This is a genomic window from Robinsoniella sp. (assembly GCF_034124845.1).
The window spans coordinates 4,865-21,275 of sequence record NZ_JAWYAJ010000457.1; the positions used below are offsets into that span (position 1 = coordinate 4,865).

10 protein-coding genes are annotated in these 16,411 nt (G+C 36.2%); 2 read left to right on the forward strand and 8 right to left on the reverse strand.

Annotated elements, in window-relative coordinates; genetic code table 11:
- From ACH2DQ_RS22530 to ACH2DQ_RS22555, 6 genes are all read right to left on the reverse strand, one after another.
- Positions 1 to 1,005 (reverse strand): AAA family ATPase (locus tag ACH2DQ_RS22530; RefSeq protein ID WP_395028420.1); only part of this gene is annotated, 1,005 nt, incomplete at its 3' end.
- Between the two features lie 901 nt (positions 1,006 to 1,906).
- Positions 1,907 to 2,113, reverse strand: coding sequence for a DUF6783 domain-containing protein (locus tag ACH2DQ_RS22535; protein ID WP_395028428.1), 207 nt, complete (start codon positions 2,111 to 2,113; stop codon positions 1,907 to 1,909).
- Positions 2,114 to 2,535: 422 nt separating this feature from the next.
- A complete protein-coding gene (locus ACH2DQ_RS22540; protein WP_394910773.1) occupies positions 2,536 to 3,573 on the reverse strand; it encodes a ParB/RepB/Spo0J family partition protein in 1,038 nt (345 codons plus the stop codon).
- Positions 3,574 to 5,021: 1,448 nt separating this feature from the next.
- Positions 5,022 to 5,594, reverse strand: a complete 573-nt coding sequence (locus ACH2DQ_RS22545) for a hypothetical protein (RefSeq protein WP_395028422.1) — start codon at positions 5,592 to 5,594, stop codon at positions 5,022 to 5,024.
- Between the two features lie 283 nt (positions 5,595 to 5,877).
- Entirely contained in the window at positions 5,878 to 6,084 is a 207-nt protein-coding gene (locus ACH2DQ_RS22550; protein ID WP_394910853.1) for a transposase, read from the reverse strand.
- 1,324 nt (positions 6,085 to 7,408) lie between these two features.
- A complete protein-coding gene (locus tag ACH2DQ_RS22555; RefSeq protein WP_394910775.1) occupies positions 7,409 to 8,638 on the reverse strand; it encodes a hypothetical protein in 1,230 nt (409 codons plus the stop codon).
- A gap of 2,270 nt (positions 8,639 to 10,908) precedes the next feature.
- On the opposite strand from ACH2DQ_RS22555, the gene ACH2DQ_RS22560 reads away from it, so the two are divergent.
- Both ACH2DQ_RS22560 and ACH2DQ_RS22565 read left to right on the forward strand, forming a co-directional pair.
- The gene (locus ACH2DQ_RS22560) at positions 10,909 to 11,703 is read left to right on the forward strand and encodes an AraC family transcriptional regulator (protein ID WP_395028424.1); all 795 of its coding nucleotides are present in this window, start codon (positions 10,909 to 10,911) and stop codon (positions 11,701 to 11,703) included.
- Between the two features lie 136 nt (positions 11,704 to 11,839).
- Positions 11,840 to 12,997, forward strand: coding sequence for a glycoside hydrolase family 88 protein (locus tag ACH2DQ_RS22565; protein ID WP_394910777.1), 1,158 nt, complete (start codon positions 11,840 to 11,842; stop codon positions 12,995 to 12,997).
- Positions 12,998 to 13,007: 10 nt separating this feature from the next.
- Here ACH2DQ_RS22565 and ACH2DQ_RS22570 read toward each other — a convergent pair whose 3' ends face one another.
- Both ACH2DQ_RS22570 and ACH2DQ_RS22575 read right to left on the reverse strand, forming a co-directional pair.
- The gene (locus tag ACH2DQ_RS22570) at positions 13,008 to 14,510 is read right to left on the reverse strand and encodes a response regulator (protein WP_394910778.1); all 1,503 of its coding nucleotides are present in this window, start codon (positions 14,508 to 14,510) and stop codon (positions 13,008 to 13,010) included.
- Complete coding sequence (locus ACH2DQ_RS22575; RefSeq protein WP_394910779.1) at positions 14,503 to 16,239, reverse strand: sensor histidine kinase; 1,737 nt, start codon at positions 16,237 to 16,239, stop codon at positions 14,503 to 14,505. Before ACH2DQ_RS22575 ends, ACH2DQ_RS22570 begins: the two co-directional genes overlap by 8 nt.
- Positions 16,240 to 16,411: the final 172 nt, after the last annotated feature.

A 16,411-nucleotide genomic window follows, 5' to 3' on the forward strand; every position in this document is an offset into this window, starting at 1 on the left:
ATTCTCTTTCATTCTACTTAATATCTCATCGGTTAAACTTCTAATCTGTTTAGAGAATCTGGAGTTCCTTGTTTCCCCATATGCACCTGCCGGCATAAGCACACGCTGCGATTTTTCGACGGCTGCATCATTTGAAATAAATGTTTCAAATGCAGGCCAACTGAAAAATGAATTTGCATCATCTATTGCATTCTTAACTTCATTTTTTCTTAGATTTACTTTATTGAACACCAATCCAAGACAATCCAACTTTTCATTTGTCTTTTTTACTATTTCAATCATCTCTGTAATAGGTACCAACGCCTTAGTAGAGTAGAGGGCGCATTCAGCAACAACAATTACATAATTTGCACCATTTAAAAATGACTTATTTACAAGACCCATTGTCTTGTCCACATCTACAATCACAAAGTCGTAATAATTTTCCTCTTTAATTTGTACCAAGGTATCTTTAAACATAGAACTTACATGCTTTTCCTGCATTGTAGCAACCGTTCGTTCCAGTTCTTCCATAACACCCGATGCTGGAACCAGATCCAAATTCAAATAATCAGTTTCTATTGTAAAATCTTCCAACGACCTATGCAATATCATTGCATCATATATATTTTTATCTCTAAATTCCGTATATTTACATTGTAAAGTACTGGACATATCAGCCTGGCTGTCACCATCAACAGCTAGAACATTATATCCCCTGCTAGCCAGTTCATAAGCCACATTCTCTGCCAGAGTCGATTTTCCCGTACCACCTTTTCTGGCTCCAAAAACAAGAACCTGAGGTTCATTAAACCGCAGCATTTTTTTCTTTTTTGCTTTCTTTGTTTCTTCCAGCAGCCATTCAGCCTTTTCTTCATCCAGCATAATCTTTTCAGCCATAATATCAGAAAGAAGGCGTTGCTTAATACCAGTTGCTCTTGCCCATTCTTTCATATCCCAATCGCGTTGATTCAATAATCTTGTAATCTCGCTCATTAATTTTTCTTTTCTATCCAGCCTGTTCATTATATACCTCCGTCCAATGATGTTCCTACATTATAATACATCATTCCTATTAACAATTCAAGTTAATCTGCACATTTCTTCCCACAAACTAGAATTTATTTTGCACAGTAATTTCCGCGGGGCGGAAAATAAGTTATAGTTCGTAGAAAGAGCTGCTTAATTTGTCTTATTTATTTAATTGTTTAGTTTGAAGTTTTGCGAATCGCATTGATCTTTAGACATCTATATATTAATAGGTTAATTGAATTCTAAATAAGAATATATTATTATCTAACTTATTATATAAAGTGTATACTATATTTCGTCCGGCCTATCTAACCAAATAATAAAAAAAATAACTATGATAAAATTTATTTAAATATTTAATAGTAGACTAACTAGATAATTATAATCGTATAGTAATCATTGATTGTACTGTTGGTTTATATATTTTATATTTTCTGGTAAAATCGCAATTTGTTTCAGTATTGCAGTATATTAAAGCAATTTTGGTTTTTCTAACTTTAAATATTTTATTATATATGAGTAGAAGTATAGCAAGAAAAGAAGATGGTGATAATAGCTAATATAATTATAATAATATTATTATAGCAATTAATATTTGCACCTTTTTCCGCGGGGCGGAAATTTTTACATCAATTATATACTATTTATTGAAGGTCAAATAATGTATATAAAAAAAGATTAAAAATACAATCCAATTTCTATTTAATATAGCCCTGTTTAAAATAGCTTTCTAGCAGATGTTCGCATTCGTTTTTGGGCGATTTATCTCAGATGAAGGGGGCATACCGGCTACGCGACCTGAAATTGGGGCAGATATGGCGCTAAGTGGTACTCATCGTGCTGAAACAGAAAACTACTGCACACTTTACCAGGAATGAGTTTTAAAATAAGTATTTCATTCTCTTATATTATTTTCGATAAATAATAGCGTTTTCCGGAAGTAGGATATTTTTCCAGAGCGTGTTTTAAAATTGCTTTCTGGCAGCTGTGCGTCACACTTTGTGGGAGATTTGTCCCGGATGAAGGGCGCGTAGCGGGCTACGTAACCTGAATTCGGGGCAAATATGCCGCTAAGTGGGGGATGCAGCTGCCAGAAATAAATTTTTAAACACGCTCTAGTTTAAATACTTCTTTATACCATGCTTTTTATAAAAATCTGGTGGTAGAAAACTAAAAATATATTAAAAAGCAAATTTACATCCCCTTGCCTTTGCTTTTTGTTCTGCTTGTTGTAATATGCGACATCCTAAATGTTGCCCTCTGTATTCTTATTTTACCCACAAGTACTATATACACTGCACTGCCAATTGCCATGTGTATTTCCTATCAACCCTCCAATTTTTTTCCTGATTCTTCTATATAAATACCTAAGTCTTCTCGTTTTTTTCCTCCAGTTTGGAAAGATTAAATTCCAGTAGACCTTGGAAGATAAGTTCTTCATCCTGTATGAACTACATATCTACGTCATACTAACCATTAATAATCACGACAGTAGTAATTTTCATATTTATTAGTGACTCTCTCTTAATAATCATCATATTTTAAATGCGCCAACTTTTTTTGAATACTTTTTTGTAACTCTTCAAGCTTTTTTATTACAATTGGGATTTCAGCAGTTTTATAGATTGCATCTCCATCTAATACCTCACATAATTCTTTTGCATTTTTTAAAATAGCCTTTGTACCATTTCTTCTTCTCACTCGCTGCGGTTTATTTTCATTTATTTCTTTTCTTTTTTTCTCTTGCTCTGGATAATGTGCAATATCATTTCTATCAAATTGATACCCTCGTTCTTCTCTGACATACTTTAACTCTGATATTTCTTTTTCCAACCAAGATCTTGTCACTCCATCTTTATTATATAGTTTTAATCTGCCATTAATTCGTCTATACAACATTTCTTGAGCATATGTTGTCATATTAGAAGCAGAAGATAAGGTAGACCAGGATATTCCATTATCGGCTAGTTTCTGTAGCTCTGGAATCAAATTAAGCAGTGCCTTGTATTTTGATACCTGCGATGTAGATATTTCTAAATCTTGAGCAACTAATTGAATAATAGAGTTTTCATATTCAACACCAGCTTCTTTTTTCGCTTTTTGCTCTTCTTCATGTGCGTTATACAGAAATTGCGTTTCTTTTGCAATAATCATCGGAGTTCTATTTCTGGAATGTAGATTTGCACGCCCTAATCTCAAGGCCCTTTCCCATTCAGCAGCTGGTGGATCTGTAATGAAAACAGGATACTCCTTTATTCCTGCCTTTCTTCCAGCATACCTTCTTCGATGTCCCGATTCAATTCTATATTTTCCTTGATATGGATAAGCTAAAATAACTCCCTGAAACCCATATTTTTTCATATCCTCTGCTAATTCATTGACTTCCAATTCTCCATATACTTCTGTATTTATAGGGTCATCTACCAGCATATCATCTGATAAATATTTAAGTTTATTGACGAGCGATTGATCTATATCCTGTACATTCATTTCTTCCGTTATTTGATTTCGATCACCTCGTTCTGTTTCAATAACAGATGCTTTTACAATATCCTCCGACATCTTCCTCTTAGCTCCTTTGCATTGTATAATCTAAATTTGCGTTTTAATTTCGTTACAATCCGTAAGGATAAATTATTTTAATGATACACTGTGTTTTCACACCTACATTAATTAACTTTAATATCTATTACGTTAAAATTATATGTAGACATCGAGATATTTCTACAAAAATAGACATTAACAGTTTAATAGACAATTATCGATATCTTAAAATGAAAAACATCACCGTGATGTTTTTCATTTTATAATAATTATCACATATATATATGGATTATTCAAGGTATATTTTTTATAATAGTATTTTATTATATATTATATATTGTATATGTATAATGACATGACTTACTGCTGGCATTAATAGTCATTATCTGTAATTTATTATCATATTAACTGGTATTAAGTCGAATTACATTTTAGAAAGCATATATAAACAGCTAACCCACAAGCTTAATCCATAGCGTGATCTCTCCGAGTTTATGGTTCATGGGAAAGTGTATACAGCTGTTTTGGCAGTGGGTTAATGTTGGTTTACTGGACAAATTTTTTTGTATTCTAAGTTAATGTCAAATCGGAAGATCATTCATTAGATGCATTTATCATTTAGATTCACCAGCATAGAGGTACAAAACTGGAAGCCTCCCAGTGAAATAGTGCACGCCAGGGCGAAGTCAAAACAAAAAGTCACGCACTTGTGGATGCTTACTGAAATCCATAGTACCTCGTGCTCATTGACAGGCAGCGAAATGATATTAATTTTCGATCATCTTATTGAAATACATGAATTTAGATGAAATTAAAATACTACTAGTCGTGGATATGACAGTGATACACTTGCAGACTATTTCTATGTACAATTGGGTAAACCAACAACTCCATCCAGAAAGTCAAAATTTAAACATTATTGTTGGTGTCTATATAAGTAACGTCATCTGAAAGAATAACTCTTATTTCCGCCCCGCGGAAAAAGGTGCTCGTTTATTTTTTTAGGAGCTTGAATATAAACTTGTATATAAATCCAACTTGTATATAAAATCCTAAAAAATCACTTATTTATAAGCTTAGATAAATTACATTGTTTTTTCTTACTTTTCCGCGGGGCGGAATTTTTAATGTAATAATGTTATATATTAATTGGAAAATTAGTACTACAGTGAAAGCTTTATATGTGTTCTATTAAATGCATTATATTGAGGTTCAGTTGATTCATTCACTTGTGTATGATAGCAGATATAAAAAAAGATGAGTGAGGGCCCGCTTAGTATCCACTGAAAGCCCTCGAATACTATCCGCCAAAAATCACTCCGAAAAGTAAGCCCATCTTTCGGAGATTCACGTTATTACCACTAAGCTGTGTTTTCTTTGCCGGATGGGACCCTTGGGCAGTGGCTGGCTGTTCTTTATTGGATATCGCATAATGATGTATAGCATATATACTTTCTTACCTAATACTACAACGCACAACTCAGTTTCTTTTTACGATGTGACAAATACACACTATGATTCTTGCGTATATAATAACTTACGATTATTTTCATATTTTTAACGGTGAATACCATGATTGCCTGCATCAATTTTACAACCATAGGCATTGTCAATGGGATGATTTTTTTTAACACCTCACGTATTTGAAGAGTAAAGAAATGTGCGATCATTACAAAGAGCATATGGCGTTTCCAGCCAGGGTAACTCCGGCTTTCATAATGACTCATACATAAGCTGCTTTTGCACTCTTCAAAGCATTGCTCGATCGGCCATCTTAAGGTTGCTGCCCGGTCAAGCTCCTCCGTGGATATGTTTTCCAGAGCGTTGGATAGAAAATATTTGATCGTCCCATCTTCATATTTTCTCAAATAAAGCCAGACTGCCCCTCCCGGTTTTACGTAATTACGGTTTTCATCTTTACGACACGCAATACAGCGAAGGAGTTTTCTTTCAGCCATGATCGGTCCCTTTACACCTTCTGCGATCACAACATTCTCCCATGGAATCGTGCTGTCCAAGGCTATACTCTTTACAGACACAGGCTCCTGGGAAAGAACAGGACGTTTTTTGGGACGCCGATCCACTGTACCTGTAACAATCCGCTTTGCAGCACCTTGTTAATCAGCGTCAGAGCAATTTCATTTTTGGTAAAAAATACTTTTTCTTCCGGAAGGCGGCATTCCTTACGCAGTGTTTCAAAAGAATCACAAAACCAATCCTTTGGAACATACAGTTCATAGTCTAGGAGACCATAACCGTTATTTCCGGCATAAACAAGAAAAACTGCGAATCTTTCGTAAACAAAAGCAAATAAATATTTTATCAGTTTTCTGTTTTTCCAAGACGGCCGCAATACTGCCGTTTTACACCAACAGAATGGGTTCCCTTCTTAATAAAAGTGGTGTCATCAACAGACAGCATACCGCCTTTTGCACTGAGCTGTTGTGAAAGCAGCTGCTGGTATTTCCCCAGAAGTTTGGATTCCTCCAACGGGGATTTGGAAAAAACTGTTATAAGAAGCGGATGGATTTTTCACCCAGAAAATGTAATGCAATCGGTTCAATGTATTTACGCTCTAAAGGATATATTATATTATTTATCAAAATCACAAATTATTTTTAGTCTATATAATTCATTTTTTTAATTTTTCATCCTCTCTAGAACGTAATATTTCGACTAATTAAAGGACTTTAGTTTCCAGACAACATAACCTTTGCCTTATGTCAAAAAAAGTTGTTTTAAGGCATTTTATGGCATCGTTTTACATGAGCAGTTTAACTTTCAGAATAATTAAATCAATTGCCCATGTGTATTAATTACTGGATTTACTGGATCACATTCTATAAATAGGTAAAATTTGAAGAGGTATAAAATTTCTTTGTCAGCGAGGACTGTCACTAAAAATAAATTTAATGCATTGTAGTAAAACTAGCCAATAGTGTAAACTAGATTATCATTAAATGGATATCTTGTAATGATATTTTTATGTAGACACACGTAACAGGAGAGAGCTTCAATATGAAAATCATATTCATAGATTCATGAGATAAAGAACTAGATAACAAAATATGTTTTTGATATATCGATCACCTATTTTTTGCATATATAACATACATACTTACATCATTATTTTGCTAAATATACTACAATATTATTAAAAGAGTAATCATATGGACAATATTTAAAAGCTACTAATAAATAATATTTATAAAGCTGGCTGTAATGTCGGCTGTGGCTTACAACAATTCATTCTATTTATTTTAATTTCATGCTATAATAGGGTATATTTAAAATTATATTTACTATAATTGAATTATAATATATTTTATTATTTTTTCTATGCAATCTATTAGAATTGAAGTTACATCTTTATTATAAAAATGGCAGCATACGTATTTATCACGAACATATTTATTACATGATTAAATAAACATAATTATAATAACATAGTTATAAAAACATAATTGCTAAATTCAAATGCCAAATCCCCTTTGTTTATAAGCTTAGAAAGAAAAAGAAGAAGAAGAGAATTGAAAATTGTGGAATAGTTTTTTTAAAAGTGGAAGGAAAATGCATTTCGTGGATGTTTTATTTCTTATATGGAACGAAAAGATTCTATGTGTAGATGAAAAATTCCATACAGGAACGAAAAGTATCGGGCTAAGGATTAAATATTTATTACTGTGGAAGAAAACTTTCCAATTGTGGATAAAAAATTTCTGCTGACAATCATGGATTTAACAAAAATAGGAAACCGATTTACAAAATAGTTGAAATTGAGGTTGAAAAAAGGGGCAGATAAACAAAAATTGCTTATTAAGAATAAAAAAAGGCATGACAAAGAAGCCCTCGGTCAGGAAGCTTTTGAAAAAAGGGCTTCTTTCTTTATAATTGATCTGGTTAATGCACCAAAACTTTCGATTGGACGCTTTGGTAGAATATATGTATTGTATATTTCTATTACAGTCTGTTTTACAACAGTCAGAGAATAGGTTGTGCTTAACAGGCCCAGATCCCGATAATCGTTGTCTTTTAGTATGACAGGAGGATATGTATTGGTTTTACGTTCTTTATATGTATCCGGATATGTGTTGAATCCATATGTGCGCAGCTGCTCGGCCAGATTGCCTGGATCATCATCGGGATGTTCCTGTAATAGATTGTACTGATCCAGCATATCATTTAAAGCAGTAATATAGGACTGTATTTCACAGCGGTTCTCTTCTGTTAATTGTAGTTTGGCTTGTCGAGTGTTATAAACAGCGTTAAGATGGAGCACCACCTTGCTGTTTTCATATTCAACATGAAAAATATCGCTTTGTGAAACCAGAGCTTTTTTGATTACATTGGGTTTACAATAACCTGGAAGATATCTGCGCAGCTGTTCATATGAGCGTTCCAATTTTACCTGGGGAGCAGAAGATGCATCTGATTCCATAATAGAACGCAGATAGATCCGAAGTTGGTTGATATCCTTAATATTCATGATCTGCTGCAAAAGTTCTTTACTGATTGTTGCGTATCCCCTGCCGCCTTCGGAAGCTGTAAGGTGATAGGTGTTATACTCTGGAAGAAGTATTGAAATATGATTCTTCTCCCAACCGGAAGCGTGATAAGATATGTAACCATATCTTGCCAGAACTTCATTGGAATATTTGATTGTTTTAATATCACATTTAATAAATTCCGCCAGTTCTTTTTCTGAAACATCAGAAATAAATCCGCGCGGACTGGGCGAAAGAAAATGGTATGTGATTAAGAGTTTTAGTGCATTTCCTTTTAAGCGTGGCTGATAGCCGTACATATTTTTTTCATTAATATATTTGATATGTGTTTTGTAGGCAGTTTTGTAAACTGCTTTTGGACAACTGCCGCATTGATTGCAGATATTTTCCTTAATTTCCTGTGGCATGTATTCTAAAAATGATTTGTACTTAAAATGAGGGCACGAAAAGCAGCCGGATGCGGCTTCATCCAGCTGTTGATACTCTGTATAGTATTCCTTATAGTTTTTTTGAAGGCCAATAGCCCTCAAAGCAGGTCCTTTGCCAACACGGGCAAAATTATTCAGGTTCAGTAACATTTTCAGCACACCTCGTAAATTCAATTGTTAGTCACTAATTATCAAGTTGGAAAGCGAATGAGCTATTCGGGATAAGAAATCTATAAAAAAAGAATGTAAGAGATGACTACCCTTTGCCCATATTTGCCAAAAAAACTATACGATAGCGACAAAATTTACACAAGGGTCTTGAAAAAGGCGTACTTTAATAGTACAATGAAGCTATAAAGCCCATCGGTAAATATTATCGGTGTAAGCGCGTTAATATTGGAATCGCCAAACAACAATATTAACGGTAATGTTTTATCGAGTGGATAACCAAATGTAAAATCGCCAAAATTTTATAGGTTATCCACTTTTTTCTATAATATACAATATAAATCGGAGTTTGTAAAACAATAATTTCGTGCAGGAAATAGCGTACTAAATATCGAAAAGTCTTGATTTTACTTATCATCCTGTACTTTCATGGTAGAAATAATAAAAATGTCATTTTAGAGGAAAAGTAGCTGAAATCTTTGAAAATTAAGGGTTTCAGCTGTTTTTACAAGAAAATAAAAAAATTTAAAAAAATTTTCCAAAATAATAAGCATATTTCAGCGTACTAAATTCCATATGTTCAAAAAAGAGGATTTTCTATAATTGTAGACATGTATTTGCGGACTAAATTGTGAATTGATCCGGAATCATATGTCTTTTTTTATGGTTGGTAAAAAAATATGGTACGACCTGTTCCGGCAGGTTACTATTTCTATAAAAATGCGCAGGTTATAGCGAACTAAATAAAAGAGACCCATAAAAAAGTACACAGAATTGAGCACTAAATATATCAAATTAAAAAAACTTACAAGGTTTTCCGAACTAAATTAGGGGTATCGGGTAAATTTCAGCGGTAAAATGGTAATTATATGGAAATGATTTTTAGAAAATGCCGGAGGTTAGCGACTAAATTTAATTTCCGCCAGAAACGAGGCAAACGGATATGCTGGCGCGTCCATTTGGCGACTGCTGCGAGGGTTGCTGAACGTCTAGTGGATGTTCGTTTAGCAACGACCGAAGCGGAAGCGGAGAACAACGACCTGGCTGCTCGCTTGTTGACTTCCTGTATTGAGATACCGACTAAATTAAAAAGCTGATGGTCAGACAGTGGTACATATAAATGATTAGTGATAAAAGATAGAATTATTTTTAAAGATAGCGACTAAATTATGTAAAGTGTAATCAGACAGAATGAAATCATGTTTTGAGCTGTTATCCTGGTGTTGCCAGAATAGATAGCGACTAAATTTGAAAACGTGTAATTGTTATAGAGATAGCGACTAAATTCTAAATCTTGATGGAATGAAATTTTAACATCCATACGAGTTAGAGACTAAATACAAAATAGGAGTAACTTCTTCCAGGGACGGGTTATGACTGGATGAATAACGATTTTTTTGGAAAAATAAGGGAATTATCAGAGATAAATTGAGTCTTAACAGGAATTCCAGTTTATTTCAGGGACATCAAAGCCAAAAAAATGTGCAGGATTCAGCGAACTAAATATAGATTTTCCTTTAAAATGGCAAGTGATTTACATGACATTTTTGCAGCTATAAGATATAAATTGCAGGAAAAACGCTAAAAGCAGGAGTCTTGAAAGCTATAATTCTATAAAAATGTGCAGGTTTTAACGTACTAAATTTATCAGACCGTGAAAAAATTAAAAATAATATCATAAAAATATGCACAAAATACCGCACTAAAATAGATGAATCCAAATAAATATCTAGTTTTTATCTATTAAACATTCTGGGATAAATGTATTTCATAGGGGACAGCATATTGGAAAATGTTGTTAGTTGAAGACAAAATATTTGTATGGACTAAATCCACCCAAATAAAATGACACAAAATAGCGTACTAAATAATATGATTTCTATTTTACAAGCTTTGTAATGATACAGGAGTTTATGCACGATTTTTTTGTTAAAGAAACAAACTTTGCGACTAAATAGCAAGTCTGTACTTTATATAGGCCATAAAAACAAGCAGAAAATAGCGAACTAAATTAATTAGTATAAAAGAAAACCTCCGGACTAAGGGTAAAACGGGACTCATTTATGAAACATAAGTATTGTCTTTACTATAGATAGCGACTAAATTCCAGTGATTTATTTCTGACAGGCTGATGGGTTGATACTTTAGTGGGACAACAAATTGAATCCAAAAGATAGCGACTAAATTTTACAATAGTAATTTGGGTCAGAACGTATACAGCAATGTATGAACACGCTTTTTGTAAGGAGAAAATGATGATTTCAGTAATATACTGTGGTGCCGATTCCAGGCATCGTAATGGATTTGAAATGGAGAGAAGATTTGGAGCAGATCACTATGTATTACTGGTAGTGAAGACTCAAGCATGGGTAGAGCTGAACGGGCAGAGGGTGGAAACGAAACCCAACATGGTTCTTCTGTTTGATAAAAACATTTATACGCACTACGGAAGTGTCGGGAATTTTTTCAATGATGACTGGATCCATTTTTCCGTTACCGGCGAAAAGCCTTTGGCAGAACTATTAGAGATACCTTATGAGACTCCATTGTATCTGTCAAATCCAGAGGAGATTAGCAAGGTTATACAGCTGATAGCGGCAGCTTTTTACCGAAATGGATGCTGTAAGGAAAATGTGACGGATGCGTTAATGCGTTCTCTGTTCTATATGATTGATGAACAGATGGCGGGATCTGAGGGTACCGGCAGGGAAAATAAGTATTTTCAACTGATGAGTAAAGTTCGGTCGAAAATACAAAATGCGCCGTATCAAAAATGGTGTGTTGAAGAAATTGCAGAAGAAGTGCATATGAGTGCCTCTTATTTTCAGCATTTATATAAGGAGTTATTTGGAATATCCTGTATTCAGGATGTTATTGAAAATCGAATCAGTATGGCAAAATATTATCTGACTACGACGGATATGCCCATTCATGCTTTGGCAGGATATTGCGGATATGATAGCGATCTGCATTTCATGAGGCAATTTAAGAAGCATACGGGGATGACACCCTCTGCATACAGGGAAATGACACATGCACATCATTGAATGTAATTCAGCAGGAATAGTCAGTAAATGAATACTTTTGGCAATGGTTCTTATCTCTGTATGAGTTATAATGGGGATGATATTGAGAAAATATTGAGATGATATTGAGATAATTCTTATTTAAAGGAGAAGAGCTATGCTGAAAATGAAAGATCAGGTTTGGGTAAGTGAAGTAGTGGATAAGATTTTGAAAAAGTTGGATTGGGTTAGTGATAAATCCAAGGATAAAATCCCCTATACAACGGTAGATGGTGTGCATGATGACCGTTCCGATGCCAGTCAGGAATGGACTTTTGATAATGGATTGAATTGGTGGACCAATGGATTCTGGGGTGGGATGATGTGGCAGATGTATCATTTGACGAAAAATGAGAAGTATGCTGCCATTGCGAAGCGGTCGGAAGTGCTGCTAGACCAGACACTTGCGGATTTTTACGGACTACATCATGATGTTGGGTTCATGTGGCTTCCAACGGCGGTTGCCAATTACCGCCTGACAGGCAGCCAGGAATCCAGGAAGCGGGGAATGCATGTGGCAAATCTGTTGGCGGGTCGTTTTAATCCGGCTGGGAATTTTATACGTGCATGGAATGATTTTGAAGAGGACAGGGACAGAGCAGGGTGGGCGATTATCGATTGTCTGTTTAACATTCCTTTGCTGTACTGGGCTTCCGAAGAGGAAGGTGATCCAAGGTTTCTAAACATCGCTATGCGTCATGCGGATACTGTAATGGCGAATTTTGTACGCCCGGATGGATCAGTGGAACATATCGTGGAATTTGATCCTGAGACAGGCAGCTGTGTGAGGACCCACGGAGGGCAGGGATTTGCAAATGGCTCTTCCTGGACCAGGGGACAGGCATGGGCGCTGTATGGGTTTGCGATCAGCTATAAACACACCGGGGAAAAAAGGTATTTGGATACTGCGAAAAGAGCAGCGCATTATTTTATTTCCAATATACCGGAGAATAATCTGATTCCGGTTGATTTCCGCCAGCCGCCGCTCCCTGACTGGGAAGATTCCTCAGCAGCGGCTATTGCGGCAAGCGGTTTCATTGAAATTGCTAAGCTTGTATCGGAGTGTGAGAAGAATATGTATTTAAATGCGGCTGTAAAACTCCTTAAAGCTTTAGACGAAAAACGGTGTAACTGGGGAACCGGAAATGACTGTATACTGGAGAAATGTACAGCTGCTTATCATGACCAGAGCCATGAATTTAATATAATCTACGGGGATTACTTTTTTATAGAGGCGATGTTAAAATTAAATGGCAGTGATTTGTTTATCTGGTAGGGTGCAATGACTATGGTTGTTTCTGGCGAAAATCACTGGGTGAAACGCCGGTATATTTTTTAAACTCTTTGGAAAAATGTACATAGTTGGTAAAGCCGGATTTTTCGCAGACGTCTGTCATTTTGTAGTCGGTTGTGGAAAGCAGCCTGATGGCGTTTTCCATGCGCAATTTCCGGATGTATTTATTTATTCCGGTTCCTGTTATTTTTTTGAATGCTACGCTGATATAGGAAGCGTTCAGATGAAACAGGTTTTCCAGATTTTTTAATGTGATTTGTTCTGCAAAATGCTGCTCTATATATTTTTGTATTTCCAGCACGGAGGTATCAATATTTGTACGGCGGCTGATGACTTCGGCGGTTATGGAAGCGCAGTATTTATATAGAGTTTCGATTAATGGGCCGGTAGAATCAAAATTGAGCAGGTTTTCCAGGTTGTGCAGGGAGCTGATCTCCTGCTGTAATTCACATACGCGGACGGTTCCAGTTTTTGACAGGGTGCAATAGAATTCTGTGAGCAGCATACAGAATTCATCCAGGTTCATATCAGCACTGCTTATATGTTTATTTATGATCTCACCGCAGAGGGCAATGGCATTGGTGCTGTTGCCCGCCAGTAAAAAGTTCAGCAGTGGGAGTTCTGCGTGAAAGACATCTTCCAGATGATATGCCTTATGGCTGAAATCCCGGTATAGTAATAAGAACCGGGAGGGATGCAGCATTTTGTTGCACAGGGCTTTATGCGCCTCGTAATAGGCTTTTGTTATGATGTAGTCAGAGGCGTGTATATCGCTTATTCCAATATAGAGCAGATTCTTCAGCAGGGTATCGGCAAGCAGATAGATCCGCTGCATCAGATCTGTGACGGTGGTATAATCATTCCTGGAAGGGGAATAAAAAATGATATCCATACGGTCCGGATGTTCGTGAAATAAGGTATGAATGGAGGCGGGGATCAGCGTCTGGATTCTGTCTTTGAAAAAACCATAATCATTGTATTTATTTTTTACGGATGCCACCCAGAAAAAGGTCTGAGGCGGTAATGTATCAAATATATCCCCAAAGGTACAGTAAATATTATCTTCCAGCTGAGAGAGCAGGTGATCTGAAGTATTTTCAGGCACTGTACCGCAGCCGGAGCTGTTTAACTGTCCCACTGCCCTGGCAATTGCCTGGTTCAGTTCCTCTTCATGTATAGGCTTTAGTATATAGTCAACCGTATTGGAACGGAGGGCATGCTTTACATATTCGAAATTACTATAGCCGCTGATCATGATGACTTTTACGTTTATCTGGCTTTCTGTGATATAATCCAGGACTTTGATTCCGTCTATATAGGGCATTTTTACGTCAAGTAAGATGAGGTCCGGGGATAATGTATCCAGCATTTTGATAGCGTCTTTTCCATTCTCTGCCTCACCCGCAAGAATACAGTTATGCTGTTCCCAATGAACCATACTGATGATGCCCCGGCGGATCAGAGAGGTATCTTCTGCAATTAAAACTTTATACATCTGAAATCTCCTTTTCAATTAGTTTAAGAAGGATAGTCGTTCCTTCACCGGCATTGCTGAAAATTTCCAGACCGCTGTCAGGATGGTAAAGCATCTTCAGGCGTTTGTTAATATTCTGTAGTCCGATAGAAGTACCCTGGTCACAGCAGAGGTCTTCCTGCTGTAGTTTTTTCTGTATTTCTTTTAACTTTTCAATCGCAAACCCTTTTCCATTGTCAACAATTCTGATCAGCAGGGTCTGGTCGTCTAAATCTGCACTTAATACAATCTGAAGATTTTGAGAGTCAAACGCATGGTTAAAACAGTTTTCAATAATGGGCTGAAGTATCATTTTCGGAACGGTATAATCCAGCAGGCGGTCAGGAATTTTGTATTGCAGTGAAACTTTATTGTCGCAGCTTATGCTTTGCAGCTGAAAGTAATTTTTAACGTGCTGAATTTCCAGTTTCAGCGGAATCCGTTTTTCCGTTTGCTGCGTAGTGTACCGGAACATATCGGCAAGGCAGCAGGTCATCCGGGAAATCTCGGGCTGGTGCTTGATTTGCGCCATACTGTTGATACTCTCCAGTGCATTATAGAGAAAATGAGGATTAATCTGGGACTGCAGAGCACGAAATTCTGCGTGTAAATGCTGTATCTCCTGGTTGTAGGACTTTTTAATAAATAATCTTAGCTGGCTGAGCATGTGGTTATAACTGCTTCCCAGCTCTTCAAATTCATCTCTTGTCTTAATATGAACATAGCTGCTCAGTCCGTCCGGCTGAATGTCCGACATGGCAGACTGGAGAACCTTTATGGGAAAAATAAGTTTATTCGCCATTAATATGGCCACAATAATAAAAACAATAGTACAGGCGAAAAACATCCAGATTACAGGGACGGTCTCCATGAAAAAGTTGATGTTGCTGGTTTCATAATCTTTTAACTGGATCAGATAACAGCCATTATCCAGCAGCATGTAGGTGGGCAGCATAGTCTCATTCTCATAGAGAACGGGCTGTTCCAGTCCATTGGGAAACAGATCGTTTAATGTATGATTCAGATTCTGATCGGAGGAATCGTAGATGATATTCTGGCTGGGGTCGGTAATGAACGTAGTGTCTGTGTTATAATCCAGAAGCTTGTCCAGTATATTGGCATGAAACTGCAGCACAGCCATGCCCAGATATTCACGGGTGTCTAAATTAAAGACAGGCTGCATAATTACGGTTATGTAAACGGGTACATTGCCAGTCAGATAACTGGAAGTGGAGAAGCCGGTCTGAAGTGGAAAATCATAACTTTTCATATCTGAAAGTTCTTCGCACTTTTTCCGGATATCTGCGATATAACGGTTTCCGCCGGAGAAATACTCCGCACCATCTGCAGCCATTAAATAAACACTTTCTATATCGTAGTTATTAATGGTGATATTCTGTATAGTCTCATCGTAATTCCGGTCGGCTAACAGCTTCTCATAAGGAGTGGTGGGCTTTGTAAGCAGTAGATTCTGAAGGCTGTCGGATACAAAAACGGAGTCTGTAATATGAGTAAAACCGTTGAAGTAGACATTTAAACTGCTGGATATGGATTCCAGGCTGCTTTGGTTCATCCGGGCATCATTCTGTACCGCAGTGTGGTAAAGCTTATATGAAATATAGGTACTTAAAATTGCCATAGGCATAAATATGACAAATATAAGCAGCACGATCAATTTAGCGGAAAAAGTTCTTTTCATTCGTTTCCCCATTTTACAATCCTCTTTTCCTGAATTTGAACCTAATTATATCAGAAAAAGAAGTACATGTAAGCAGGAAATATAGGGCATTAGACAGTTCTAAAAAAAACACAACATTACTTTAGAAAAAACACAAGGCAGTGTGTCAATATGATGTAAATGTATTGCGTATGATAATAAACAA

What these genes read in the sequence shown, in the direction of transcription:
- ACH2DQ_RS22540 (WP_394910773.1), bottom strand. Translation starts at nt 3,573, where the DNA reads ATGTCGGAGGATATTGTAAAAGCATCTGTTATTGAAACAGAACGAGGT.
- ACH2DQ_RS22575 (WP_394910779.1), bottom strand. Translation starts at nt 16,239, where the DNA reads ATGGGGAAACGAATGAAAAGAACTTTTTCCGCTAAATTGATCGTGCTG.
- ACH2DQ_RS22570 (WP_394910778.1), bottom strand. Translation starts at nt 14,510, where the DNA reads ATGTATAAAGTTTTAATTGCAGAAGATACCTCTCTGATCCGCCGGGGC.
- ACH2DQ_RS22560 (WP_395028424.1), top strand. Translation starts at nt 10,909, where the DNA reads ATGATGATTTCAGTAATATACTGTGGTGCCGATTCCAGGCATCGTAAT.
- ACH2DQ_RS22565 (WP_394910777.1), top strand. Translation starts at nt 11,840, where the DNA reads ATGCTGAAAATGAAAGATCAGGTTTGGGTAAGTGAAGTAGTGGATAAG.
- ACH2DQ_RS22555 (WP_394910775.1), bottom strand. Translation starts at nt 8,638, where the DNA reads ATGTTACTGAACCTGAATAATTTTGCCCGTGTTGGCAAAGGACCTGCT.